The organism is Amycolatopsis rhabdoformis (assembly GCF_035918295.1).
Classification (GTDB): Bacteria; Actinomycetota; Actinomycetes; order Mycobacteriales; family Pseudonocardiaceae; genus Amycolatopsis; species Amycolatopsis rhabdoformis.
Genome location: NZ_CP142149.1, coordinates 6988875 through 7013188, shown reverse-complemented (window position 1 = coordinate 7013188; position 24314 = coordinate 6988875). Strand labels below are relative to the sequence as shown.

The 24314-nt window shown below is 70.6% G+C and carries 24 protein-coding genes and 1 pseudogene; 13 read left to right on the top strand and 12 right to left on the bottom strand.

Translation table 11 applies throughout. From position 1 onward, the window contains the following. Window positions 1-74: 74 nt before the first annotated feature. The 4 genes from VSH64_RS32300 to VSH64_RS32285 all read right to left on the bottom strand — a co-directional run bounded on the left by VSH64_RS32300 (window position 75) and on the right by VSH64_RS32285 (window position 3832). Window positions 75-695, bottom strand: a complete 621-nt coding sequence (locus VSH64_RS32300) for a superoxide dismutase (protein WP_326566529.1) — start codon at window positions 693-695, stop codon at window positions 75-77. A gap of 209 nt (window positions 696-904) precedes the next feature. Beyond that, window positions 905-1573, bottom strand: coding sequence for a biliverdin-producing heme oxygenase (locus VSH64_RS32295; RefSeq protein ID WP_326566528.1), 669 nt, complete (start codon window positions 1571-1573; stop codon window positions 905-907). 66 nt (window positions 1574-1639) lie between these two features. Continuing rightward, a complete protein-coding gene (locus VSH64_RS32290; RefSeq protein ID WP_326566527.1) occupies window positions 1640-2257 on the bottom strand; it encodes a TetR/AcrR family transcriptional regulator in 618 nt (205 codons plus the stop codon). Between the two features lie 75 nt (window positions 2258-2332). Continuing rightward, on the bottom strand, window positions 2333-3832 hold the full coding sequence (locus VSH64_RS32285; RefSeq protein WP_326566526.1) for a glutamate-cysteine ligase family protein: 1500 nt from the start codon (window positions 3830-3832) through the stop codon (window positions 2333-2335). A 226-nt stretch (window positions 3833-4058) separates the two neighbouring features. Between VSH64_RS32285 and VSH64_RS32280 the strand changes: the two genes are divergently transcribed. The 3 genes from VSH64_RS32280 to VSH64_RS32270 all read left to right on the top strand — a co-directional run bounded on the left by VSH64_RS32280 (window position 4059) and on the right by VSH64_RS32270 (window position 6232). Beyond that, window positions 4059-4862 carry a TrmH family RNA methyltransferase gene (locus VSH64_RS32280; protein WP_326566525.1) on the top strand — a complete coding sequence of 268 codons (804 nt, stop codon included), beginning with the start codon at window positions 4059-4061 and terminating at the stop codon, window positions 4860-4862. A 331-nt stretch (window positions 4863-5193) separates the two neighbouring features. Next, window positions 5194-5790, top strand: coding sequence for a DUF2537 domain-containing protein (locus VSH64_RS32275; RefSeq protein ID WP_326838083.1), 597 nt, complete (start codon window positions 5194-5196; stop codon window positions 5788-5790). 88 nt (window positions 5791-5878) lie between these two features. Further along, a complete protein-coding gene (locus VSH64_RS32270; RefSeq protein WP_326566524.1) occupies window positions 5879-6232 on the top strand; it encodes an MmcQ/YjbR family DNA-binding protein in 354 nt (117 codons plus the stop codon). 35 nt (window positions 6233-6267) lie between these two features. Here VSH64_RS32270 and sepH read toward each other — a convergent pair whose 3' ends face one another. From sepH to VSH64_RS32235, 7 genes are all read right to left on the bottom strand, one after another. After that, window positions 6268-7116 carry a septation protein SepH gene (gene sepH / locus VSH64_RS32265; protein ID WP_326566523.1) on the bottom strand — a complete coding sequence of 283 codons (849 nt, stop codon included), beginning with the start codon at window positions 7114-7116 and terminating at the stop codon, window positions 6268-6270. A 271-nt stretch (window positions 7117-7387) separates the two neighbouring features. Further along, on the bottom strand, window positions 7388-8515 hold the full coding sequence (gene serC, locus VSH64_RS32260; RefSeq protein WP_326566522.1) for a phosphoserine transaminase: 1128 nt from the start codon (window positions 8513-8515) through the stop codon (window positions 7388-7390). A 197-nt stretch (window positions 8516-8712) separates the two neighbouring features. Continuing rightward, window positions 8713-10059 (bottom strand): serine hydrolase domain-containing protein, encoded by a 1347-nt coding sequence (locus VSH64_RS32255; protein WP_326566521.1) that lies wholly within the window; start codon window positions 10057-10059, stop codon window positions 8713-8715. Between the two features lie 24 nt (window positions 10060-10083). Next, complete coding sequence (locus VSH64_RS32250; RefSeq protein WP_326566520.1) at window positions 10084-10707, bottom strand: response regulator transcription factor; 624 nt, start codon at window positions 10705-10707, stop codon at window positions 10084-10086. Next, entirely contained in the window at window positions 10704-11879 is a 1176-nt protein-coding gene (locus tag VSH64_RS32245; protein WP_326566519.1) for a sensor histidine kinase, read from the bottom strand. The genes VSH64_RS32250 and VSH64_RS32245 overlap by 4 nt, the downstream gene beginning before the upstream one ends. Continuing rightward, a complete protein-coding gene (locus tag VSH64_RS32240; protein WP_326566518.1) occupies window positions 11876-12691 on the bottom strand; it encodes an ABC transporter permease in 816 nt (271 codons plus the stop codon). Before VSH64_RS32240 ends, VSH64_RS32245 begins: the two co-directional genes overlap by 4 nt. Beyond that, window positions 12688-13527 (bottom strand): ABC transporter ATP-binding protein, encoded by an 840-nt coding sequence (locus VSH64_RS32235; protein ID WP_326566517.1) that lies wholly within the window; start codon window positions 13525-13527, stop codon window positions 12688-12690. Before VSH64_RS32235 ends, VSH64_RS32240 begins: the two co-directional genes overlap by 4 nt. A gap of 240 nt (window positions 13528-13767) precedes the next feature. Here VSH64_RS32235 and VSH64_RS32230 point away from each other — a divergent pair, with 240 nt between their 5' ends. Both VSH64_RS32230 and VSH64_RS32225 read left to right on the top strand, forming a co-directional pair. After that, window positions 13768-15471, top strand: coding sequence for an SDR family oxidoreductase (locus VSH64_RS32230; RefSeq protein ID WP_326838082.1), 1704 nt, complete (start codon window positions 13768-13770; stop codon window positions 15469-15471). Window positions 15472-15485: 14 nt separating this feature from the next. Continuing rightward, on the top strand, window positions 15486-16073 hold the full coding sequence (locus VSH64_RS32225; protein ID WP_326838081.1) for a TetR/AcrR family transcriptional regulator: 588 nt from the start codon (window positions 15486-15488) through the stop codon (window positions 16071-16073). A gap of 65 nt (window positions 16074-16138) precedes the next feature. Here the strand turns inward: VSH64_RS32225 and VSH64_RS32220 are convergent, their stop codons facing one another. After that, window positions 16139-17284, bottom strand: coding sequence for a citrate synthase 2 (locus VSH64_RS32220; RefSeq protein WP_326566516.1), 1146 nt, complete (start codon window positions 17282-17284; stop codon window positions 16139-16141). 304 nt (window positions 17285-17588) lie between these two features. Here VSH64_RS32220 and VSH64_RS32215 point away from each other — a divergent pair, with 304 nt between their 5' ends. From VSH64_RS32215 to pdxH, 8 genes and pseudogenes are all read left to right on the top strand, one after another. Beyond that, a complete protein-coding gene (locus VSH64_RS32215; RefSeq protein WP_326566515.1) occupies window positions 17589-17891 on the top strand; it encodes an urease subunit gamma in 303 nt (100 codons plus the stop codon). Window positions 17892-17900: 9 nt separating this feature from the next. Then, entirely contained in the window at window positions 17901-18215 is a 315-nt protein-coding gene (locus VSH64_RS32210; protein WP_326566514.1) for an urease subunit beta, read from the top strand. A gap of 3 nt (window positions 18216-18218) precedes the next feature. After that, the gene (locus VSH64_RS32205; RefSeq protein WP_326566513.1) at window positions 18219-19940 is read left to right on the top strand and encodes an urease subunit alpha; all 1722 of its coding nucleotides are present in this window, start codon (window positions 18219-18221) and stop codon (window positions 19938-19940) included. 13 nt (window positions 19941-19953) lie between these two features. After that, entirely contained in the window at window positions 19954-20640 is a 687-nt protein-coding gene (locus tag VSH64_RS32200) for an urease accessory protein UreF (RefSeq protein WP_326566512.1), read from the top strand. Continuing rightward, window positions 20630-21325 carry an urease accessory protein UreG gene (ureG, locus tag VSH64_RS32195; RefSeq protein ID WP_326566511.1) on the top strand — a complete coding sequence of 232 codons (696 nt, stop codon included), beginning with the start codon at window positions 20630-20632 and terminating at the stop codon, window positions 21323-21325. Before VSH64_RS32200 ends, ureG begins: the two co-directional genes overlap by 11 nt. Then, the gene (locus tag VSH64_RS32190; protein ID WP_326566510.1) at window positions 21322-22020 is read left to right on the top strand and encodes an urease accessory protein UreD; all 699 of its coding nucleotides are present in this window, start codon (window positions 21322-21324) and stop codon (window positions 22018-22020) included. The genes ureG and VSH64_RS32190 overlap by 4 nt, the downstream gene beginning before the upstream one ends. Before the next feature lie 523 nt (window positions 22021-22543). Next, window positions 22544-23158, top strand: a pseudogene (locus VSH64_RS32185) (TetR/AcrR family transcriptional regulator); the annotation flags it as partial. A gap of 173 nt (window positions 23159-23331) precedes the next feature. Next, window positions 23332-24009, top strand: a complete 678-nt coding sequence (gene pdxH, locus VSH64_RS32180) for a pyridoxamine 5'-phosphate oxidase (RefSeq protein WP_326566508.1) — start codon at window positions 23332-23334, stop codon at window positions 24007-24009. Window positions 24010-24314 lie beyond the last annotated feature (305 nt).

Sequence of the window (24314 nt, the reverse complement as noted above, 5' to 3'; positions counted from 1 at the left end):
CACTCGAAGTCAACCCGGAAAAGGAAAAACGGGGTCCTCCGTGAAGGAGAACCCCGCTTTCGGACCAAACGGGTTCAGCCGAGCAGGCCGTTGCCGCCGGCGACCGCGTTGTCGAACCGCTTGCTGATCTCGGCCCAGTTGAAGATGTTCCACAGAGCCTTGACGTAGTCCGGCTTCACGTTCTTGTAGTCCAGGTAGAACGCGTGCTCCCACACGTCGACCAGCAGGATCGGCGTGGTCGGCAGGATCAGGTTGTTGTGGTGGTCGCGCAGCTGCTGGGTGATCAGCGTCTTGCCGATCGGGTCCCAGGAGAGCGCGCCCCAGCCGTTGCCCTGGATCGTGGTGGAGACGGCGGTGAACTGCGCCTTGAACTTGTCGAAGGAGCCGAACGCCTCGTCGATCGCCGCGGCCAGTTCGCCGGTCGGCTTGTCGCCGCCTTCCGGGGAAAGGATCTTCCACCAGACGACGTGGTTGGCGTGGCCGGCCAGGTTGAAGGCCAGCGTGGTCTCGAGGCCCACGATGTTGCCGAAGTCGCCGGCTTCGCGCGCCTCGGCGATCTTGTCGAGCGTGTCGTTCGCGCCCTTGACGTAGGTCGCGTGGTGCTTGCTGTGGTGCAGCTCGTTGATCTGACCCGAGATGTGGGGCGCGAGGGCGCCGTAGTCGTAGTCGAGATCGGGCAGGTTGTACCGGGCCATTGGCCCTCCTTCTGTCTTCGACACAAGTTCCTACTACCGAACCTAGTAGCACACCCGGGTTCGCGGCGACCGGGGGCGGCCTGAGTATCGCGAGGTGGGCAGACTTGTCCGGCCTGTGCGTACCCGTGTGGGCAGCGTGCGAAACCCAGCGTTGTACCTCCAGCAAACTGGAGGTCAACTTCGTGTGATCAGCCTCATCCACACGGCCGTCAGGCGAGCCGGTAGCGGTCCAGGTCCAGCGCGAGTTCGTCGAACACGGCCACGTTGTGTTCGAAGGCCACCAGTGTCTCGTTGATCACCTGGGCGCGGGCTTCGTCGTTCCACGGCGCCGCGTCGAGCTTCGCGCGGTAGCGGTCGCGGAACGCGGGTGCGCTGCCGAGCTCGTCGAAGTGGTAGAAGAGCGAGCCGGCCTCGGCGAGGTCGAAGTTCTTTTCCAGCAGCCGCCGGATGATCTGGCCGCCCGCGATGTCGCCGAGGTAGCGCGTGTAGTGGTGCGCCACGTACCCGCCGGCCCACGTCGACGCCTCGGCGATGCGCGCGGCGTACGCCCGGGTGCTGGCCAGCGGCCGGATCTCGGTGCGCCAGGCCGGGCCCACCAGGTGCGCGAGGTCGCGCTCGAGCGAAGGCAGCCGGCGCAACTCGTCGAACACGAACTCGCGGCCCACGGCGTCGCCGGCCATCGTGTCGCTGACGTGCTCGATGGCCTGGTAGACGAAGTAGTACTGCACCGCGAGCTGCGTGTAGCCGGCCAGCGAAAGCTCGCCGCCGAGCAGTGCGTTCATGTACGCGGAGTGGTTGGCCCGGTCGTGCACGCCCCTGGTCGACTCCCGCAGCTGTCCGGAGAACGGCCGGGCTTCGAGCTCAGTGGTCACCGACATGGAGGCCTCCCTCGATCTGACAGGCTGTCAGAAAGAGCGTAGGCCACGATTGCGGCTTAGGCTACCCTAAATCGGACGCGGATCCGGAAGTTCACTCGAACCGACGGCCCGCAGCACGAACGCCACGGCCGCTTCGATCACGTCGCCGAGCCGGTCCGCCGGCACGTCCACCACCTGCCGCGTGCCGAGCGCCGCGGTGATCATCGAGACGACCACGTCCACGTCCGGCGCGGGCCAGCTTCCCGCGTCGACGCCGGCCAGCAGCACCGCGCGCAGCTGCCCGGTGATCGGGTCGGCGTGCGCGCTGATGCGCCGGTAGGCCGCAGGAGCCAGCGCCGACTCGAGGGCGCCGCCGGGCGGCAGGTGGTGCTCGGCGAGCACGCGCAGCTGCAGCCGGACGAACGTGGCCAGCTGCGCGACCGGGTCCGTCTCGGCTTCCACGGCGGTGCGCAGCCGCTCGACGTAGCGCGCGGCCTCGTCCTCGACGAACGCGACGAGCAGGCTTTCCTTGTCGGGGAAGTGGTTGTACAGCGCGGTGCGGCCGAGCCCGGCCTCCGCGGCGACGCCGGCGAGCGTGATCGCGTCGAAGCCGCGCTCGTACAGCTGCGCGCGCAGCACCTCGAACACCCGCGCGCGGACTTCGCGCCGGTGCGCTTCCAGCGAACCGCCGAGTACCTTCGGCACCGTTGTTCCCCTGCCTCCCGAGTGCGGCTCAAGCAACCCTGCCGAGCAACCATAAGGGCGCGCGAGCGCATTCACTCAGTCGGTGAGCGGCCAGGTGTGCACGGGTTCGCCGGAGGCCGAGAGCTCGAGGTAGCGGCCCAGCATGCGGTTCAGCGCCGTCTCGCGGTCGTCGCCGTGGTGCTGGGCGCGCAGCACGAAGTCGCGCTGCCAGGTGGCGCCGCTGCGCCGTGCGAGGCAGCGGCGCTCGATCACGCCGAGGTACTTCACGCGCGCCTCGTCGGACACGCCGGAGCGGCGCAGGCCTTCGTGCGCCAGCGGCAGCAGCACGCGCAGCGCCAGCTCGTCGGGTGGGATCCAGCCGATGCCGGGCCAGTACAGCTGCGCTTCGAAGCCCTTGCGCGCGCCGGCGTAGAGGTTCTCCTCCGCGGCCTGGAAGGACATCTGCGTCCACACGGGCCGTTCCTGCTCGGCGAGCGCGCGCTGGGCGCCGTAGAAGAACGCGGCGTTGGCCACGATGTCGACCACCGTGGGCCCGGCCGGCAGCACGCGATTCTCCACTCGCAGGTGCGGTAGGCCGTCGACCACGTCGTACACCGGCCGGTTCCAGCGCCAGATCGTGCCGTTGTGCATGCGCAGCTCGGTGAGCTTCGGCGCTTGTCCCGACTCCAGCGTCTCGAGCGGATCCTCGGTGTCGGTCTGCGGCAGCAGTCCCGGGAAATAACGCACGTTCTCCTCGAACAAATCGAAGATCGACGTGATCCACCTCTCGCCGAACCACACTCTCGGCCGAACGCCTTGGTTCTTCAGCTCTTCCGGACGGGTGTCGGTGGCCTGCTGGAACAGCGGGATCCGCGTTTCGTGCCACAATGCCTTGCCCAGCAGGAAGGGTGAGTTGGCGGCCAGTGCGGTCTGCACGCCGGCGAGGCATTGTGCCGCGTTCCAGTGCGCCGCGAATTCCTCGGGCGCCACCTGCAGGTGCAGCTGAACCGACGTGCACGCGGCTTCCGGAAGGATGGATTCCGAGAAACTGCGCAGCCTTTCCGGCTGTTCGCCGGCGAGCGCCGCGCCGTCCATGGAAAGCGCGATTCGCTCGCCCCTGGCGGCGAAGATCTGGTCGTTGAGCGACGAATACCGCGCGTTGTTCGTGAGCCATTTCTGGTCGAAGTGTTCTTGACGCAGTGTCGGTAGGATCCCGATCATCGCGAGCGCCGAGCCGGCGTCCGCGGCCTTGGCCGCGGCTTTGCCGAGGTAAGCGCGCAGGTCGTCTTCCAGCTGCAGCGCCGAATCCCCGGCGAGCGGGCGCGGCGGCACGTTCAGCTCGAGGTTGTGCTGGCCGAGCTCGGTGGTGAACGACGGATCGTCGAGCGCGTCGAGTACCGCCGTGTTGGTCATCGACGGGCGCAGCTGCTCATCGACCAGATTCAGTTCCACCTCGAGCCCGATATTCTTGCGGGGAAAGGAAAAACTGCCGTCCGTGAGCATTCGGGCGAGGGTGTCGAGACAGCGTTGGACCTTGCGGCGGTACCGTCCTCGGTCCAGCTGGTCGAACGGTTTCGCCGAAAGATCGGTACCCATGTCTGACGCGCTCCTTGGCTGCGATCCGCAGGTGTCCGGGCGGGGACTGCCAGGCCGCCCACCGTCGCACAGTGCGGCGCATCCGGGCTAGCGGCCAAACTGGTGCTCTCCGTCACGGGGGGTTGACCGTGCGCGAAAATGGCCCATTCGTACCAGAGTTCTCCGGTCGTTCGGACCAGCTTTGTACCGGGCGGAGTTCCGGCATGCGGATGTCACACTGTGCGGTGTGGCTGAACTGATCTTCACCGACGATCCGGAAGATCCCCGACTCGACGATTTCCGCGACTTGTCCACTGCGGACCGGCGACCGGACCGTCCCGGTGGACGCGGGCTCGTGATCGCCGAAGGCACCGTGGTGGTCGAACGGATGCTGGCTTCTCGGTATCCCGTACGGGCATTGCTCGGTGTGGAACGGCGCGTGCGGGATCTCGACCTGTCCGGCACCGACGCGCCCGCGTACGTGACTTCGGCCGCCACGATGGCAGAAGTTGTGGGATTCCACCTCAACCGCGGCGTGCTGGCCGTGGCCGATCGGCCCGAGCCGCCCGAGGTTTCCGGGATCGTGGACGGTGCGCAGGTGCTCGCCGTGCTCGAAGGCGTGGGTGATCACGAGAACCTCGGTTCGATCTTCCGCAACGCCTCCGCGCTCGGCGTCGACGGCGTGCTGTTGGGGCCGGGCTGTTCGGATCCGCTGTACCGGCGAAGTGTGCGGGTGTCGATGGGACACGTGCTGCGCGTTCCGTTCGCGCCGCTCGATTCCTGGCCCGGCGGGCTGGATTTCTTGCGGGAGCGCGGGTTCACCGTGGCGGCGCTCACACCCCGACAGGATTCCGTTCCGCTGCGCGGACTGCGCGAGAAAGTGGGTGAGCGCGTGGCGCTGCTGCTCGGCGCCGAAGGACCGGGGCTCACCGACGAAGCGATCACGGCCGCGGATCTGGCCGTGCGCATCGAGATGGTGGCCGGCGTCGACTCGCTGAACGTCGCCACCGCGGCCGCCGTCGCCTTCCACGAGGTGGCTGCCACGCGTTGAGGTGCTCACTTTTCCTGGATACCCATTCTCGCGCGACAACCACAGGCGATGATGCCGAACGGCCCCTCACGGTGACCCGTCCGACCCCGGCGCGGTGCGAAACCTGGCGCGAGGCCGGTGGGCGAGGCTACTTTTCGCGCGATGATCAACATTCGCGCGCGCCGGACGGCACGCCGGGGTCGGCGCAGCGGTAAGTCGACCTCCGTCCCTGGGAGATCCGCCCGGGTGTCTGTGCCGCGCGAACCCTCGTGGGGCTTACGCTGCTGCCGACAGGTGTGACCGCGTTCGGTGGTGGGCATCTGCAGGTGGGATGCCCAGCGAGAGGACGCCAGTGGAGCTGCGGATCCGGGGCGAGCGCGCCGTGCTCGCCGACCCGGGTGGCGAGCACGCGCGCGAAGTCGACCCGCGCCGGCTGGCGATCGGCGCGGACCTGGCGCAAGCACTGCACGAATGGGCTCGCGTCGCGTCCGCGGTGTCCCGCGCGGGGTCCGACGCCGAAGTGGCTTCGTCCGTGGTGTCCCAGCGCGGCCGCCAGCTCGCCGGGCGCCTGGCGACGGTGATGGGCACGACGGTGCGCTTCGTCGATCCGGTGTCCGGCGTCGAGACGGTGATCGAGCCGCCGGCTCGGGTGGTGGCGCGGCGGCGCGGGGTGCCCGGCCGGGGCGCCGAACCGACGCCATGGCTGACCGGCCTCACCGTGTCGGCGTTCGCCGCGGTGCTGGTCACCGTGGCCATGCTCGCGCTGGCCGGAACACTCGCGCGCGAGACGAGCGGCTGGCTCGCTCTGCTGGCGTCCGTGGTGGTGACCGCCGGCATCGGGCCTTCGCTGTGGCTCGGGCGCCGGCTGCCGATCGTGCGCTGGGCCGTGTACGGCGCGGGCCTCGGCATCGTCGCCGCGTGGATCGGCGTGCTGGCCATCGTGCTCTGACCGGCTGATGGACACGGTTTCGATGGACGCGGTGCCCGACGGAAGCAGGCAGATGGACGCGGCGCGCTGACCGGCTGATACTGGTTCGATGGACGCACTCGAGCGGCTGCGGAAGGTGTGCCTCGCGCTGCCCGAGGCCACCGAACGGCCCAGCCACGGTTCACCGGCCTGGTTCGTCCGGGAGAAGAAGACGTTCGTGACGTTCGCCGACAACCACCACAACGACGGCCGCCTGGCCTTCTGGTGCCCCGCGCCGCCGGGTGTGCAGGAAGAACTCGTGCGCACGGAACCGGAGCGGTTCTTCCGGCCGGCCTACGTCGGGCACCGCGGCTGGCTCGGTGTGCGCCTGGACGTGGACGTCGACTGGAGCGAGATCGACCAGATCGTGCGCGACGCCTACCGGCTGGTGGCACCGAAGTCGCTGGTCGCGCAGCTGGACTGAGCTGCACTGACCCCAGCGTGGTCCGGAGCAGGAAACTAGCCGCGCTGTGAACGCACGCCCAGCAGGACGTCTTCCCACGACGGCACGATGGGATGGTTCTTCTTCGGCTTCGCGCGCGGCTGGTCGTCGCCCGCGGCTTCGTCGTCGGACGGGACCCGCGGGATTTCGCGCGTGTCGTCGTCTTCCTCGTGCGGGTTCTCCGGCGCCTCGATGGCGAGCCGCTCGTCCTCGGCCGAGTCGAGCGTCGGCTGCACCACGGCGTCGCGCGCCGGGTCGAGGGCGCGCACCGTGCGCGGCGCGCGGTAGGCGTTGGGGTTGAGCAGCACCTCGGCGTTTTCGTCGAGGGCGTGCACCGTGCCGCCGTGAGCGCCGGGCGAGAAGGACCAGTGGGCGCGGTTGTCGGAGCGGCCGGCCTTCCACTGCAGCACGACGACCCACTTGCCGTCGTCGCCGCGCCAGGAGTCCCAGCGGGCCTGGCCGTAGTCGTGGCCGCGCACGCCGAACGCGTACGCGATCACTTCACCGAGCGTCTGCACGTCGGGGCCGTCTTCGCGGACCGGGTGGGCGCTCTGGGCGAGCTCGGCCGTGCGCGAACGCTCCAGCAGCACGGGGTACGCGAACCGCTCGACGCGCTGCTCCGACACACCGGCGCTGCTCGCGACCTGTTCGACGGACTCGCCGGCGCGGATTCGCGCCTGGATCTCGCGTGGCCGCATCTGGCTCTCCAACTCGATCTGGATCTGGCCCAGCCGGGCGATGTCCCCCCTAGCCGCCGCTCGCAGTGTCTCATCGGCCGGGAGCAGGAAACGGGTACGGCTCGCGGGGTCTTCGAGCACGATGGACTTGCCGTCCTCGTGCAGCCCGACCACCCGTAGCGCCCGCATTCTCGCCTCCCCGATCTTCACCTTTGTGGGTGCTCACGTTAGAACGGCGCGTCGGCTTGACGCGCGAGGCGCGCCGATGCCACACCGATCCGTCACCCGATTGCCGACGGTCTCCGTCATCCTCCCGGGACCGCTCACCGGGAACCCGTGGGACACGCCGACCACGTTCCGTCACGAATGAGTGGTGTTCCGTGTTCGATGCCCGAAGCACGACGGGCCCCTCCCGGAGTGAGAGGGGCCCGTCGCGGCAGGAGAACTCAACCGCTGTTGCTCAGCCCAGGCGCTCGACGACGTACTCGATGCTCTGCGTGAGCTTCGTGATGTCCTCGGGGTCGATGGCCGGGAACAGGCCGACGCGCAGCTGGTTGCGGCCCAGCTTGCGGTACGGCTCGGTGTCGACGATGCCGTTCGCGCGCAGCACCTTGGCCACGGCGGCGGCGTCGACCTCGTCGGAGAAGTCGACGGTGCCGACGACCTGCGAGCGCAGCTCCGCGTCCTTCACGAACGGCGTGGTGTACGAGGTCTTCTCGGCCCACTCGTACAGGCGGCTCGAGGAGTCCTTGGTGCGCGCGGTCGTCCAGTCGAGCCCGCCCTGGCCGTTCATCCACTCGATCTGGTCGGCGAGCAGGAAGAGCGTGGCCACGGCCGGGGTGTTGTACGTCTGGTCCTTGCGCGAGTTGTCCAGCGCCGTGGTGAGCGACAGGAACTCGGGGATCCAGCGGTCGCCGTTGCCCAGCTCGCCGATGCGCTCGACCGCGGCCGGCGAGGCGAGCGCGATCCACAGGCCACCGTCGGACGCGAAGGACTTCTGCGGGGCGAAGTAGTAGACGTCGAAGTCTTCGGCCTTCACCGGAAGGCCGCCGGCGCCGGACGTCGCGTCGATCGCCACGAGCGCGTCGCCGCTGCCTTCCGGCCGGCGGACCGGCACCGCGACACCGGTGGAGGTCTCGTTGTGCGCCCAGCCGACGAGGTCCGCGCCCGCTTCGTAGGCGATGTCCGGCGCGCTGCCCGGCTCGGCCTTCACGATGATCGAGTCGCCGAGGAACGGCGCCTTGTTCGTGACGCTCGCGAACTTCGACGAGAACTCGCCGTAGGTGAAGTGCTGCGCGCGCTCGCGCACGAGCCCGAACGCGGCGGCGTCCCAGAACGCGGTGGTGCCACCGTTGCCGAGGATGACCTCGTAGCCCTCGGGCAGGGAGAACAGCTCGGACAGCCCCGCACGCACGCGCCCGACCAGCGACTTCACCGGCTTCTGCCGGTGCGAGGTGCCCAGGTAGGTGCGGCCGGACTCAGCCAGCTTGGCGAGCTGCTCGTCACGGACCTTGGACGGTCCGCAACCGAAGCGCCCATCGGCCGGCTTGAGGTCTTCGGGGATGCTCAACTGCGCTGCGTCGGTCATGTGGGCAGTCTCTCAGGTCGGGACGCGCCTGCTCAATGCGGTGGGGAGGTGTCCGGTATGTGGAACGCGACACTCCGGGCCCCTTCCGGCGAACGGGACACGCGGACCCGGTTCCGTTCCCTCGAAGGCGCGCGGACGCCCTCGGCGGCGGACCGGAAGTCCGCCGCCGAGGGAGGGAACCGCTGCCGGGAAGGCGCTCAGCGCCAGCCGGCCTCGTCGACGCCGCCCGGAACCGGCGCGGCCGGGTCGTAGGGCGTGCGGGTGAAGATGAACGTGGCGAGGTCCAGGTGGTTGGCCACGCCGGCCGCGTCGCGGCCCACGGTGAGGGTCTCGCCGGTGTAGTAGCCGTCGAGGCCGACCCAGGTGTCCGCCCCGGTGCGGCGGAAGCGCGAGGCGCGCCCGGATCCGCTCGTGGGGTCGAGCGACAGCACGTCCGAGCCCAGCACCCGCAGGTGGTACGGCGTGGGGCCCCAGTGCCAGAGACCGGTGAGCGCGAGGAGATCTGCGTCCACAGTGGACGGCTGCCACTCGTCGGGCAGGGCGGGCTCGAGGTCGTCGGTCATCGTGAGCAGGTCGAGCGTGAGCTGCGTGATGCCGACGCCCGAGGTGGCGTTGGTGAGGCACAGCGCGCCGGTGCCGGTGGCGGGGTCCACGAGCGACGCGGCCAGGAAGCCCGGCATCGAGCCGGTGTGGCCGGCGAGGTGGCGGCCCTCGTAGCGCACCACCATCACCCCGAGGCCGAAGCCCGTGGTCCAGACCTCGGTGTCGTCGACCGTGTTCATCGTGCGCATCTCGGCCACGGTGTCCTCGCTCAGCACCCCGCCCGTGTGGCCGCCGAGGAACGAGGTCCAGCGGCCCAGGTCCTTGACCGTGGACCACAGCTGACCGGCCGGGGCCATCGCGCCGGCGTCGGGCGAGGGCTCGGGCAGCAGGACGTCGGCGAACGGGTGCACGGCGAAGCCTTCGGCGTGAGCGCCGGAAGGGTGCGGGGTCGTGCGGGACATGCCCAGCGGCGTGAGGATCTCGTCGCGCACGACGTCGAACCACGGCCGGTCACGGTGGCTCGCCACGAGCTCGCCGAGCACGCCGAACCCGACGTTGGAGTAGTGGAACTTGAAGCCCGGCCGCAGTTTCGTCGCGTCCTTGTCGAGGCTCGCCACGAGCGCGGCCCAGTCGGCGCCCGGCGTGCGCTCCCACCACAGGCCCGGCGACTCCGAGGTGAGGCCGGAGGTGTGCGAGAGCAGCTGCGCCACCGTCGCCGTGGCGAACGCGGTGCCGGGCAGGTGCTTCTCGATCGGGTCGGTGAGCTCGAGCCGGCCCTCGTCCCGCAGGCGCAGCACGGCCGTGGCGATCATCGTCTTGGTGATCGAGCCGAGGCGGTACTGCGTGTCGTCGTCGGGACGCGCGGAGCCGACGCGGCCGCGCGCGCCGGACCACACGAGGTTCCCGTCGCGCACCACGGCGGCGACGAGGGACGGCGTGCGGCAGGACGCCTGCTCCCGCGCGAGCCGGCGGTACAGGGCGAGTTCGGTGGAAGCGAGCATGCGCGCCATTCTGCCCCGCGCCGCTCAGCCCAGCAGCTGCCGGTCCAGTGCCGTGGTCACGGCCGCCGTGCGGTCCGACACGCCGAGCTTCCCGAACACGCGCAGCAGGTGCGTTTTCACCGTGGCCTCGCCGATGTGCAGCGAGCGCCCGATTTCGGCGTTCGTGAGTCCCTTCGCGACGAGCCGCAGCACCTCGACTTCGCGCGCCGACAGCGGAGACGGCGGCTCGGGGTTGCGCACGCGGTTCACGAGCATGCCCGCCACCGAAGGCGCCAGCACGGTCTCGCCGCGCGCGGCGGCCCGGATCGCGCCGGCCAGCTCGGCGCGGGACGCGTCCTTGAGCAGATAACCCGCCGCGCCCGCTTCCACCGCGCGCAGGATGTCGGCGTCGGTCTCGTACGTGGTGAGCACGACGATCCGCCGCTTCGGCGTCTCCTTGAGGATGCCGCGGATCGCGCCGACGCCGTCGAGGCCCGGCATGCGCAGGTCCATCAGCACCACGTCGGGCTGCTTCACGCGGTCGAGAGCGATGGCCTCGTCGCCCGAGCCCGCTTCGCCGATCACGGTCAGGTCGGCTTCGGCCTCGAGCATCCCGCGCAGCCCTTCGCGCACCACGGGGTGGTCGTCGACCAGCATGATCGTGATCACGCAGGTACCTCCAGCTCGAGTTCCGTTCCGCCGCCGGCGCCGCCGCTGAGGCTCAGCCGGCCACCCACCTGCTCGACCCGCGACCGCATGCCGCGCAGGCCGAACCCTTCGGTGGGCGCTTCGGGGGAGAAGCCGCAGCCGTCGTCGCGCACGCGCAACCGTACCGCTCCGTCCACAGCGGACAGCCGCACCAGCACCGACTCGGCGCCCGCGTGCTTGCGCACGTTGGCCAGTGCCTCCTGCGCGCCCCGCAGCAGCACGACCTCGGTCGCCGTGGCCAGGGGTGGCAGCTGATCGTCCACTTCGTACTCCACGCGCAGGCCGGCCTCGTCGGCGAGGCGCTCGGCCGCACGGCGCACGGCGTCGGTGAGCGTGCCGGCCGCGAGGTCCGAGGGGGCGAGCGCGGCCACCATCGCCCGGGCCTCCGCGAGATTCTCGCGCGCGGTGCGCGAGGCCAGCGCGAGATGCCGCCGCGCCGCGGCCGGATCGGTGTCCAGTTCGGACTCGATGGCCTGGGCCAGTGTGACGATGCTGGTGAAGCCCTGCGCCAGCGTGTCGTGGATCTCGCGGGCCAGGCGTTCGCGCTCGGCCGCCGTGCCGGCCTCGCGGGAGAGGCGCGAGACCTCGGCCTGGCTGTCCTCGAGCTGCGCGATGAGCTCGGCCCGCGCGGAGCTCTGCTTGATCACGTCGCTGGTGAACTTGCCGGCCAGCACGCTGAAGACCACCAGGATCGCGGTCATCGGCAGCAGGATCGGCAGGCTCGGGTTCTCCCAGCCGCCGCGCACCACGGCCGAAACCGGCTCCAGCAGGATCAGCACCGTCGTGAGCACGACCCCGGGCCGGATGTCCTGCAGCATGAACACCATCGGGCAAGCCAGGAACAGCACGAACGCCGAGGTCGTGTCCGCGAACATCGCCGTGGCCACCAGCACCACGAGCACGGCGGTGGCCGCCGTCCTGGCCCTCGGGTTGTCGTCGGCGCGGATGATGCGCCGCCCGGCCACCACGTAGGCGACGATCAGCGCGGCGAGCGCGGCCTCGGCCACCAGCTGCTCCGCGCGGGAGACGCTGGTGTCGAAGAAGACCAGGAGGGCGGTCGCCACGTAGGCGACCGCGAACAGCACCTCCCAGACCCAGAACGAGCGCTCCCACGCGTCGTCCGGGGCGGTCACTTCGGTTCGTTCGTCCAGCGGAACGTGAGCCGCGCGAGCACGAGCCCCGCTACGCACCAGGCGCCGAGCACCAGTGCCACCATCGGAAGTTCCCATGACCCCGCCATCTCCTGACTCGCGGCCGCCTCCGGCAGGAAGACCGACCGGAAACCCTGGCAGATCCATTTCAGCGGGAAGAAGGACGCGATGTCGACCATGATCTTCGGCAGGTGCGTGATCGGGGTGACGAACACGCCGGAAATGAACTGCAGAACGAGGTACACCAGCTGCACCACCGCCACCGTGCCGTTGGCCGTGCGGGTGAGCGAGCTGATCGAGATGCCGAGCAGCGTCGAGGAGATCACGCCGAGCAGCATCACCCACACCAGCGTGGCCCACTTCTCGCCGTCGGCCGGCAGCTTCAGCCCGAACAGCAGCATCGCCACCGCGGACATGATCACCGTCTGCGCCACGCTGGTCACGAGCACCATGATCATCTTGCCGATGAAGTACGACGCGGCCGGCATCGGCGTGCCGCGCAGCCGCTTGAGCGCGCCCACCTCGCGGTCGGCCGCGATGCCGATGCCGACGCTGTTGAACGACGTGGACACGATGCCCGCGCCGATCATGCTCGCGGCCAGCAGCTGGCCCGAGGACACGCCGGCCTGTCCGGTCGGTCCGTCCAGAATGGACCCGAGCAGGATCATCAGCACCGCGGGCAGGGAGAAGGTGAAGACCACCTGCTCCTTGTTGCGGAAGAACTGCCGCAGCTCGAAGCTGCCGCGCGCGGCGCCGAGCGTGAAGGTGCCCGGGAGGGCGAGTGCGGTGGTCACGACTTTTCCCCGATCAGGTCAAGGTAGATGTCCTCCAGGCTGGGGCGCGTCACGGTGAGGCCGGCGAGCTCCCTCGTCCCGCCGGACACCTGCGTGACGAGTTTCGTCGGGTACGCCGTGCGTTCCTCGTGCTCCCCGGTTTCGTCGCTCCAGCGCACGATCGCCTCGGCCTGGCCGCGGCCCCCGAGTGTTTCGGGAGACCCCTGCGCGACCACGCTGCCGTTGGCGATCACCACGAGCCGGTCGGCCAGCGCCTCCACCTCGTCGAGGTAGTGCGAGGTGAGCACGATCGTGGTGCCGTCCTCGGCGAGGCCTTCGATCAGGCCCCAGAACTGCCGCCGGGCCTCGGGGTCGAACCCGGTGGTGGGCTCGTCGAGGAACAGCAGTTCGGGCCGGCCGATGATGCCGAGCGCCACGTCGACGCGACGGCGCTGGCCGCCCGAAAGCGACTTCACGCGGGCGCCGGCCTTCTCGGTGAGGCCGACCAGGTCGATCACTTCTTCGGCGTCTCGCGGGTTGGGGTAGTACTTCGCGAAGTGGTGCACGGTCTCCGTGACGGTGAGCTCGGCCGCGTCGGTCGCGGTCTGCAGCACGATGCCGAGCCGGGCCCGCCACGCGCGCCCGGCCTTGCCGGGGTCTTCGCCGAGCACGGCGGCTTCGCCGGACGTGCGCTGCCGGTGTCCTTCGAGGATTTCGACGGTGGTGGTCTTGCCCGCGCCGTTGGGCCCCAGAAGCGCGAACACCTCACCGTGGTGGATGTCGAGGTCGAGCCCGGCCACGGCGACGTGGCCCGGGTACTCCTTGCGCAGTCCGCGCACCCTCACTGCTGTGGTCATGGGTCAATCCTGCGGCCACGCAGGGTCGCCACGGAACGTCCGGGCAGTGGAATCCGGCTGTCCATCGAACGGTGGACACGGGCCGGTGTTTCCCGTGGAACCAGCGAAAACGCCGTTGTGAACCTCGAAAATCACCCACTGCACGAACGCCCGGGGGACGGCAACCGCCGCCGAGGTGAACCGCGCGGCCCGGGCCGCTGTTGACAAGTTGTCTAACATGACAGAATGTCTCACAAGCAGGTGACCGCCAGTGACGGTGTCCGCCTCTCGGTGCGCGTGAGCGGCGCCGAAGACGGGCCCACGGTCGTGCTCGTGCACGGCTACCCGGACAACGGCTCGATGTGGGACGGCGTGGCCGCCGAGCTCGGCCGCCGCCACCGCGTCGTGGTCTACGACGTGCGCGGCGCGGGCGAGTCGGACAAGCCCCGCGCCCGCAGCGCGTACCGCCTCGACCAGCTCGCCGCCGACCTCGCCGCGGTGGTCGACGCCGTGCAGCCGACCGGCAAGGTCCACCTGCTCGCCCATGACTGGGGCTCGATCCAGACCTGGCACGCGGTCACCGGCGACGAGCTGCGCGGCCGGATCGCCTCGTACACGTCGATCTCCGGCCCGAGCCTCGACCACGCCGGCGCGTGGTTCCGCGAGCAGCTGCGCCGTCCTTCGGGCCTGCCCCGCGCGCTGCGGCAGTTCCTCCACTCGTACTACATCCTCCTGTTCCAGCTGCCGCTCGTGCCCGAGCTGGGCTGGCGCTCGGGGCTCGTGCCCGCGCTGATCCGCCGGCTCGACCCGGCCGAGGGCCACGTGTCGACCGCCGACGCCGTGCACGGGCTGAAGCTCTACCGCGCCAACATGTTCACGCGCCTCTCGCGGCCCGCGCCGCGCTCGGCCGACGTGCCGGTGCAGGTGCTCGCGCCCTCGGGCGACGCGTTCGTGACCACCCCGCTGCAGACGGAGATCTCGCGCTGGGTGCCGGACCTGCGCGTGCGGCGGCTCACGGGCTCGCACTGGATCGCACGCGCCAAGCCCGGCGTGATCGCCGCGGCCACGGCCGAGCTGATCGACCACGTCGAGGGCGGTGAGGAGAGCCGGGCGCTCAAGCGCGCCCGGGTCGGTGGCGCCGCGGGTGGGCGCTTCGCCAGCCGGCTCGTGGTCGTGACCGGCGCCGGCAGCGGCATCGGGCGCGCCACCGCGCTCGCGTTCGCCGACGAAGGGGCCGACGTGGTGGTGACCGACCTCGACGCCGGCGCCGCCACCGAGACGGCGAAGCTCGTGCGGGACAAGGGGGTCGCGGCCGGCGAGTACACAGTGGACGCTGCCGACGGCGACGCCGTGGCGCTCTTCGCCGAGCAGGTGCGCACGGAGTTCGGGGTGCCCGACATCGTGGTGAACAACGCCGGGATCGGGATGTCCGGCTCGTTCCTCGACACGTCGCTGGCCGACTGGGAGAAGGTCGTGGACGTGAACCTGTGGGGCGTGATCCACGGGTGCCGCGCGTTCGCGCCGATGATGGTCGAGCGCGCCGAGGGCGGGCAGATCGTGAACCTCGCCTCGGCCGCCGCGTACCTGCCGTCGAAGGTGCTCACCGCGTACGGCACGACCAAGGCCGCGGTGCTCGCGCTGAGTGTCGGCCTGCGCGCGGAGCTCGCCGGCGACGGCATCGGCGTCACGGCGATCTGCCCCGGTCTGGTGAACACGAACATCACCAACACCACGCGATTCGTCGGCGTCGCACCGGAAGAGGAAGCGCGGCGGCAGAAGGCGTCGACCAAGCTCTACGCGCGGCGCGGCTTCGGCCCGGAGAAGGTGGCGCGCGACATCCTGCGCGCCGTGGAACGCGACCGCGCGATCCAGCCGTCGACTCCTGAAGCGAAGGTCGCGCTGGTCCTTTCGCGCCTCACGCCCGGACTGCTGCGCGCGGCGGCGAAGCTGGACGTCACGCCATGAGCCGCCCGCGCCGGATGAGCCCGCAGGCCCGGCGCGACGACCTGATCGCCGCGGCGCTGGACCTGTTCGGCAGCCGCGCGCCCGAGCTGGTGACGGTGGACGACATCGTTGCGCGCGCCGAGGTGTCGCGGCCGCTGTTCTACCGCTACTTCGCGAGCCTGCGCGAGCTGCAGGTGCAGGCGCTGCGCACGGTGACCGACGGCCTCGTCGACGGTCTCGCGCGCCTGGAGCAGGGGCCGCCCGAAGACCGGCTGCGCGCGGCCGTGCGCGGGCTGATCGACGTGGCCGACCATTACCGCGCGGGTTACGTCGCCTTGCTGCGCAGCGGTTCCGTGATCGCGACCTCGGAAACCGACGCGGCGATCGACGAGGTCCGCAACCGCTCCGTCGCGCTGATCCTCGACGCGCTGGGGCTGGCCGAACCGTCCCCGCTCGTGCTGCTCACGCTGCGCTGCTGGACGGCGGTGGTGGAGGGCGCGCTGCTCTCGTGGCTGCAGGAACGCGACGTGCCGCGCGAGATCCTCGACGGCTGGCTCGTGGACCAGCTCACGGCCATGCTCGCCACGACCTCGGCCCACGACGTGGTGCACCGCCCCACCTGACCCGACCACCCCAATGTGGCATTGGTTGCGTCCAACGCACCCAATGCCACATTGGGGTGCTTCGGTCAGTGCTTGGTGACCGTGTCCCAGCCCTCGATGTCCTCGGGCTTGCGCGGAGCCGGGCCCACGTACTTCGCCGACGGGCGCACGAGGCGGCCGGTGCGCTTCTGCTCCATGATGTGCGCCGCCCAGCCGGCGGTGCGCGCGGAGGAGAACATCGACGGCATCATGGCCGGCGGCACCTTCGCGAAGTCCAGGATCACAGCGGCCCAGAACTCCACGTTGGTCTCGATCGGGTGGTCCGGGCGGCGCTCGCGCAGCTCGGACAGCGCGGCCTGCTCCAGCGCGGCGGCGACCTCGTAGCGCTCGGCGCCGAGCTCCTGGCAGGTGCGGCGCAGCACGCGAGCGCGCGGGTCCTCCGCGCGGTACACGCGGTGGCCGAAGCCCATCAGGCGCTCCTTGCGGTCGAGGATGCCCTTGACCAGACCGGCGGCGTCACCGGAGCGCTCGACCTCTTCGATCATCGGCAGCACGCGCGCGGGCGCACCACCGTGCAGCGGGCCCGACATCGCGCCGACCGCGCCCGACAGCGAGGCGGCCACGTCGGCACCCGTCGACGCGATCACGCGCGCGGTGAAGGTGGAGGCGTTGAGGCCGTGCTCGGCCGCGGAAACCCAGTAGGCGTCGAGCGCGCGCACGTGGGCCGGGTCCGGCTCGCCGCGCCAGCGGACCATGAAGCGCTCGGTGATGGACGACGCCTCGTCGACCCTCGATTCCGGCACGGCCGGCTGCGAGATGCCGCGCGCCGACTGCGCTACGTACGACAGCGCCATCACCGAAGCGCGCGCGAGCTGGTCGCGCGCCTGCTCGTCGGTGATGTCGAGCAGCGGCCCGAAGCCCCAGATCGGGGCCAGCATGGCGAGCGCCGCCTGCACGTCCACGCGTACGTCGCCGGTGTGCACCGGAAGCGGGAACGGCTCGGCGGGCGGGAGTCCGGTGCCGAAGCGACCGTCGACGAGCAGGCCCCACACGTCGCCGAAGCTCACCTTGCCGGCGAGGTCCTCGATGTCGACACCGCGGTAGCGCAGCGCACCGCCGTCGCGGTCGGGTTCGGCGATTTCGGTGCGGAACGCCACCACGCCTTCGAGGCCCGGCTTGAAGCCGTCGTCGGCCTGGTCTGAGTTCGTCTGCTTGATGGTGGAGGTAGTCACTTCGCGAACCTTTCGATGCGCATTTCCCCGGCTTTGTCTGACCACTCGCGCTGACGGGATACACGCAACCTCGGCGCGCCTCATCGCACGGTTGGACAAACTTTGCTCCACCCGGGCGCCCTGGGCAATGAAAGATGTGGTGGTTTCGGTCACGATTCCGAGAACGATTCAGTTGAACGCGGCGTCTCACAGCAAGTTCTTCGGCGACCGGTGGTGACCGCGAGTGAAGACGCGTGGTGGACCGCAGGTAAATCCTGCGTTTCCGAACCAGGCGGTGGGCGTGGTCCGGTGCTACACCTGTGGCATGCACCTGAGCCCGCAGGAACGCGACAAGCTGCTGGTCCACGTCGCCGCCGACGTCGCGCGCCGCCGCCTCGAGCGCGGGGTGGTCCTCAACTACCCGGAGGCGGTCGCGCTGATCACCGACCACGTGCTCGAAGGCGCGCGCGACGGGCGTTCGGTGAGCGAGCTCGCGGCGAGTGGCCGAAGCGTGCTCTCGCGTGCGCAAGTGCTCGAAGGGGTGCCGGAAATAGTCGACGCGGTTCAGGTCGAAGCGACTTTCCCGGACGGGACGAAGCTCGTCACCGTGCACGATCCGATCGTCTAGGAGAACCGAGTGCGTCCAGGTGAGGTTTTTCCCGGCGACGAACCCGTCGAGCTGAATCCCGGACGGAACCGGGTGCGGCTGCTCGTGCGCAACCTTGGCGACCGGCCCGTGCAGGTCGGTTCGCACTACCACTTCGCGGCCGTGAACCCGGGGCTGGAATTCGACCGCGAGGCCGCGCGCGGGCACCGGCTCGACGTGCCCGCCGGCACGTCGGTGCGGTTCGAGCCGGGCGTGGAGCGGGAAGTGGACCTTGTTCCGCTGCGCGGGAACCGGCGGGTGCCGGGGCTGCGCACCGAGTTCGTTTTCGACGCCGGGGAGCGGTGAAAAATGCCGCGAATCGATCGTGAGCGTTACGCGGAACTGTTCGGCCCGACCACCGGCGACCGGATCCGGCTGGCCGACACCGAACTGCTGATCGAGGTGACCGAAGACCGGTCGATGGGCCCTTCGGGGTCCGGCGACGAGGTGCTCTTCGGCGGCGGCAAGGTGATCCGCGAATCGATGGGCCAGGGCATGGCCACGCGCGCGGAGGGCGCGCCGGATCTGATCATCACCGGCGCCGTGATCCTCGACCACTGGGGTGTGGTGAAGGCCGACGTCGGCGTGCGCGACGGGCGGATCGTCGGCATCGGCAAGGCCGGCAACCCCGACACGATGGACGGCGTGAATCCGGCGCTGGTGCTCGGCCCGTCGACGGAAGTGCTGGCGGGCAACGGGAAGATCCTCACCGCCGGGGGCATCGACTGCCACGTGCACTTCGTGTGCCCGCAGCTCGTGGACACCGCGCTCGCCGCGGGCCTGACCACGCTCGTCGGCGGTGGAACCGGGCCCAACGAGGGCACCAAGGCCACCACGGTCACGCCCGGTGCGTGGAACCTCGGCCGCATGCTGTCCGCAATGGACGGTTACCCGGTCAACGTCCTGCTGCTCGGCAAGGGCAACACCGTGCGCCACGAAGCGCTGCGCGAGCAGCTCGCCGCGGGCGCCGGCGGTTTCAAGCTGCACGAGGACTGGGGCAGCACCCCCGCCGCGATCGACGCGTGCCTCACGGTGGCCGACGAGTCGGGTGTGCAGGTGGCCATCCACACCGACACGCTCAACGAGGCCGGGTTCCTCGAGTCCACTGTGGAGGCCATTCGTGGCCGTTCGATCAACGCCTACCACACCGAAGGTGCCGGCGGCGGCCACGCGCCGGACATCATCCAGGTCGTCTCGCTGCCGAACGTCCTGCCGTCCTCGACGAACCCGACGCGCCCGCACACCGTGAACACGCTCGACGAGCACCTCGACATGCTGGTGGTCTGCCACCACCTCAACCCGTCGGTGCCCGAGGACCTCGCGTTCGCCGAGAGCCGCATCCGACCGAGCACCATCGCCGCCGAAGACGTGCTGCACGACCTCGGCGCCATCTCGATGATGAGCTCCGACTCGCAGGCCATGGGCCGCATCGGCGAGGTGATCATCCGCACCTGGCAGACCGCGCACGTGATGAAACGCCGCCGCGGCGCGCTGCCCGGCGACGGCGCGGCCGACAACCTGCGCGCCCGCCGGTACGTGGCCAAGTACACGATCAACCCGGCCATCGCCCACGGAATGGACGCCGAGATCGGCTCGGTCGAGGTCGGCAAGCTCGCGGACCTCGTGCTGTGGGAACCGAAGTTCTTCGGCGTGCGCCCGCACGTGGTGCTCAAGGGCGGCTTCCCGGCGTGGGCGGCGATGGGCGACGCCAACGCGTCGATCCCGACCCCGCAGCCGGTGCTGGCGCGCCCGATGTTCGGCGCCGTGCCGCGGGTGGCCGCGGCGTCGAGCCTGCACTTCGTGGCGCCGGAGGCGCTCGGCTCGGGCCTGGCCGAGACGTTCGGCATCAACCGGCCGCTGGTCGCGGTGGCGAACACGCGGGCGCGGACCAAGACCGACATGGTGCTCAACGACGCGACGCCCGACGTGCGGGTGGATCCCGACAGCTTCGCCGTGCACGTGGACGGCGAGCTGATCGAGCCGATGCCGGTCACGGAGCTGCCGATGGCGCAGCGGTACTTCTTGTTCTGACGGAGCCGTGCCCATGAACCTCTCCGCGCTGATCCTCGCCGACTCCCGGTTCCCCGGGGGCGGCCACGTGCACTCCGGCGGGCTCGAGGAAGCCGTGAGCCGCAAGCTCGTGACGACTGAAGCCGACCTGCCGGGGTTCCTGCTCAGCCGCCTGCGCACCGCCGGAGCCCTGGCCGCCGCCTTCGCCGCCGCCGCGGCCCACGCGGCCGGTCGCAACGTCCTCAGTGGACACTGGCGCCGGCTGGACCAGGAGCTCGACGCGCGCACGCCGTCGCCCGCCCAGCGCGTGGCGTCGCGGGCCCAGGGCCGCGGCACCGCGCGAGCCGGGGCGATCGCGTGGCCCTCGCCGGTGCTCACGGCCCTGCTCGCCGAGACGCCGCGGCCGCACCACCCGATCGTCTGCGGCGCGCTGGTGGGCATCGCGGGCGGGGAGCCGGCCGAGGCCGCGGCGGCCGTGGCCTACCTGGCCGTGAGCGGCCCGGCGAGCGCGGCCGTGCGGCTGCTGGGGCTCGACCCGTTCGCCGTGAACGCCGCCGTGGCCGGGCTCGGCGCCGAGGTGCGCGCCGTGGCCGGGGCCGCCGCCGACGGGGCCGGGCTGGACCCGGCCGACCTGCCCGCACCGGGCTCACCCGCGCTGGACCTGCTCGCCGAGGCCCACGCCCGCCACCACGAGGAAGAGGTGCGTCTCTTTGCCGGCTGAACACCACCACACCCACCCGGTGAACTTCGACCCCACCGCCACCGGGCCCGACCACCACGCGCCGGGGCCGACGGCCGGGCGCGCCTACCGCATCGGCATCGGCGGCCCCGTCGGCAGCGGCAAGACGGCGCTCACAGCGGCGCTGTGCCGTGCGCTCGGCGGCGAGCTGAACCTCGCCGTGGTCACCAACGACATCTACACGACCGAAGACGCCGACTTCCTGCGCAAGGCCGGCGTGCTCGCGCCCGAGCGCATCGAGGCGGTGCAGACCGGCGCCTGCCCGCACACCGCGATCCGCGACGACATCACCGCCAACCTCGACGCCGTCGAGCGGCTGGAGGACCGCTTCCCGGGCCTGGACCTGGTGATCATCGAAAGCGGCGGCGACAACCTCACCGCGGTGTTCAGCCGCGGCCTCGCCGACAGCCAGGTGTTCGTGGTCGACGTGGCGGGCGGCGACAAGGTGCCGCGCAAGGGCGGCCCCGGCGTGACCACGGCCGACCTGCTCGTGATCAACAAGATCGACCTCGCGCACCTGGTGGGCGCCGATCTCGACGTGATGACCTCCGACGCCCACCGCATGCGCGGCGAGCTGCCGGTGATCGCGCAATCGCTCGTGGACACCCCGGACGCGCCCGACGTGGCGCGCTGGGTGCGTTCGGTGCTGCCGGTGCGCGCGGGGTGAAGGCCCACGCGCGCGTGGTCGCGTGTTTCGAGGACGGCCGCACGGTGCTGCGCGAGCTGCGGTCGATGGCGCCGCTCACGCTGTTCCCGCGCCGCCGCACCGGCCGCGACGCCGTGGTGCACCTCGTGAGCTCGGCCACCGCGCCGCTGGGTGGTGACGAGCTGCTGCTCGACATCCGCGTCGGGCCCGGTGCGGTGCTGCGGCTGTCCGGCGTGGCGGCCACGCTGGCGCTGCCGGGCCCGGCCGGCGGCGGCAGCTCGTCCACTGTGGACATCGAGGTGGCGGACGGCGCGGAGCTCGGGTACCTGCCGGAGCCGACCGTGGTCACCGGCCGCGCCGACCACACGGCGGTGCTGCGCGCGACGCTCGGGGAAAATTCCCGTTTCCACACTCGCGAAGTCCTGGTATTGGGCCGCGCCGGTGAACGGCCCGGCCGGCTCACCACGACCACGCACGTGGTCCGCGGCGGAATTCCGCTGCTGCGCCAGACGCAGACGATCGGTGAGCCCGCGCTCGACGCCGGACTGGCCGCGCTGGCGGGCAAGCGAGTGCTCGCGACGGACTTCGAAGTGGGTTTTCCCGCGCGCCCCACGGCTTCGGGTGACTGGTGGTCGCGCACGGCGCCGGCCACCGGTGTCACGCTCACCACGGCACTGGCCGACGACGCCGTGACGGCGTTGCGGATGTTGCCTTGAAACGCTTGGGCTGCTACAACTTCGTGCCCAGCCTGCGCACGTCGACCGGGAACGCCACCGCGGTGTTCCAGCGAGGGGAAGCCCTGCCAGCCCACGTCGGTACCGAGTGCGCGGCGAGATCCGCGCTCTTTCGAGCGCGCCCGGCGATCCGGCGGTGCGTGCCGCCGTGATCGGCACCTGGCAGAACGCCGTTCAAGCCCGAGAAGCTGCGACGATTCCCTGGCGTGGCAACGACTTAGCGGTCGGTGATCGCCCGTGGTGGGCCCTGCGCGAACCGGTGATCCGCTGCTCGCTACCGTGATCGCCGCAGTTCGACGGAGCGTTTCGGCCGCCGGACCGTCCGCGTGGGTCGCATTTCGCGATCGCCTGGTGGAGTCGCCTGGCGAATCGCAGTGAAGTGGCCACCGTGATTACCGGAATCAATTTTCGAGCGATCCCGCGTCCGTTCGATCGGTAATTGTGATTTTCACAAGATGGACGCCGGTGCCGCCTTCCGGGCGGCGCACGGCGGGAAGGAGGGCCGGTGGCCCGTACCTACGGTGGCGTCCCGCCGGAGCAGAGACGCGCCGAACGCAGGGAGCGGCTGCTCACGGCCGCGCTCGAGCTGTTCACCTCGACGGGCTTCCGGCAGGCGAAGATCACCCAGTTGTGTACTCGTGCCGGCGTCTCGACCCGGAATTTCTACGAGGAGTTCGGCAGCAAGGAAGAAGTGCTGCGGACCCTGCACGACCGCATCAACTCGCTCGCGCTCACGCACGTTTCGGCGGCGCTCGAGGAGGTCAAGCACGCCGACGCGATGACCCGCATCGCGAGGCTGCTCGACGTTTTCGTCGCCACGGTGACCATCGATCCGCGAATGCCGCGGCTGAACTACGTCGAGGCCGTGGGCGTGAGCCCGGAACTCGAAGAGCAGCACCAGGTGTGGGTGGACCGCTGGGCCACCTTCATCGAGAACGAGGCGCGCCGCGCGGCCGAGGCCGGCGCCGCCCCCGACCGCGACTACCGCCTCACGGCGATCGCGCTCGTGGGCGCCGCCACGGGCCTGCTGCGCGAGTGGCAGGCGCACGAACCGCCGCTGCCCGTGGCCGAGGTCGGAGCGGAGCTGCGCGCGCTGATGCTGGCGGCGATCACCCGGCCCTGAAGGCGCTTGATCGATCCGGGTCCACGGGGTTAACCGCGGGTTACGCCGCCCGGTCCAGTGAGGGTGGCAGGAGTCACCGTTCGGTGGGTTTCGCCGCAGCTGAGGACCCAATACCGTCGGCGGATACCGATGAGTCGACACCCTCACCAGGGGTACGGAGGTTGGGGCCCATGATGCCGGAGACCGACGAGGTGGCCGCCGACGCGGTGATCCGGCTGCCCGGGATGCGGGTGGCGTACGACGGCGCCCCGTTCGACGAGGCGGCGCTCGCGGCCACGTGGACCGAGCAGCTGCAGAACTGGCTGAGCCAGGCGATCTCCGAAGGCGTCTCCGAGCCCAACGCGATGGTGCTCGCCACGGCCGATCACGAAGGGCACCCGTCGTCCCGGACGGTGCTGTGCAAGGGGCTGGACGAGCGTGGCGTGGTGTTCTACACCAACTACACGTCGGCGAAGAGCCACGACCTCACGGCTACGCGGTATGCGTCGGCGACGTTCCCCTGGTACTCGCTGCAGCGGCAGGTGACCGTGCGGGGTGAGGTGGAGAAGGTGGCCGCCGACGAGACTGCTGCGTATTGGGCGCAGAGGCCGCGGGGGTCGCAGTTGGGGGCTTGGGCTTCGCCGCAGTCGCGGATTGTGGATGGGCGCAGGGCGTTGGAGAACGCGTTGCGGGGGATTGAGCGCAGGTTTGGGGATGTGGAGAGTATTCCGGCGCCGCCGCATTGGGGTGGGTGGCGGATCCGGCCGGACTTTGTCGAGTTCTGGCAGGGGCGGGAGGACCGGATGCATGATCGGTTGAGGTTCAGGCGGACGGATGATGGGTGGAATGTGGAGCGGTTGGCTCCCTGATCCCGCTGGTGGTCGGTCTTAGGTCTCAGGGGGCTGACGCCCCCTGGCGGGGGCCGTGGTGGCCGAGCACCCCGATCTTTGATTGTTTCTACGGTTCTGGGCCCTGTGTCAAGGCGGGAAAGATGCCTTGACACAGGGCCCAGAACCGTGAAGGGCGCGGGGATCGAGGTGCAGGGCGGGGGCTGGGTGCGTCGTCGGTCAGGTGGGTTGGTGGCGGTTGGTGAGATGGGGGTCGCTGGCAGTTGGTGAGGGGGCTGTCGGCGGAGGTTGGTGAGGGGGCTGTCGGCGGCGGTTGGTGAGGTGGG

Excerpts from the sequence above, each read along its gene's own strand:
- VSH64_RS32300 (WP_326566529.1), bottom strand. The coding sequence starts at position 695 with ATGGCCCGGTACAACCTGCCCGATCTCGACTACGACTACGGCGCCCTC.
- VSH64_RS32295 (WP_326566528.1), bottom strand. The coding sequence starts at position 1,573 with ATGTCGGTGACCACTGAGCTCGAAGCCCGGCCGTTCTCCGGACAGCTG.
- VSH64_RS32285 (WP_326566526.1), bottom strand. The coding sequence starts at position 3,832 with ATGGGTACCGATCTTTCGGCGAAACCGTTCGACCAGCTGGACCGAGGA.
- VSH64_RS32270 (WP_326566524.1), top strand. The coding sequence starts at position 5,879 with ATGGACGCACTCGAGCGGCTGCGGAAGGTGTGCCTCGCGCTGCCCGAG.
- sepH (WP_326566523.1), bottom strand. The coding sequence starts at position 7,116 with ATGCGGGCGCTACGGGTGGTCGGGCTGCACGAGGACGGCAAGTCCATC.
- serC (WP_326566522.1), bottom strand. The coding sequence starts at position 8,515 with ATGACCGACGCAGCGCAGTTGAGCATCCCCGAAGACCTCAAGCCGGCC.
- VSH64_RS32255 (WP_326566521.1), bottom strand. The coding sequence starts at position 10,059 with ATGCTCGCTTCCACCGAACTCGCCCTGTACCGCCGGCTCGCGCGGGAG.
- VSH64_RS32235 (WP_326566517.1), bottom strand. The coding sequence starts at position 13,527 with ATGACCACAGCAGTGAGGGTGCGCGGACTGCGCAAGGAGTACCCGGGC.
- VSH64_RS32225 (WP_326838081.1), top strand. The coding sequence starts at position 15,486 with ATGAGCCCGCAGGCCCGGCGCGACGACCTGATCGCCGCGGCGCTGGAC.
- VSH64_RS32215 (WP_326566515.1), top strand. The coding sequence starts at position 17,589 with ATGCACCTGAGCCCGCAGGAACGCGACAAGCTGCTGGTCCACGTCGCC.
- VSH64_RS32205 (WP_326566513.1), top strand. The coding sequence starts at position 18,219 with ATGCCGCGAATCGATCGTGAGCGTTACGCGGAACTGTTCGGCCCGACC.
- VSH64_RS32200 (WP_326566512.1), top strand. The coding sequence starts at position 19,954 with ATGAACCTCTCCGCGCTGATCCTCGCCGACTCCCGGTTCCCCGGGGGC.
- pdxH (WP_326566508.1), top strand. The coding sequence starts at position 23,332 with ATGATGCCGGAGACCGACGAGGTGGCCGCCGACGCGGTGATCCGGCTG.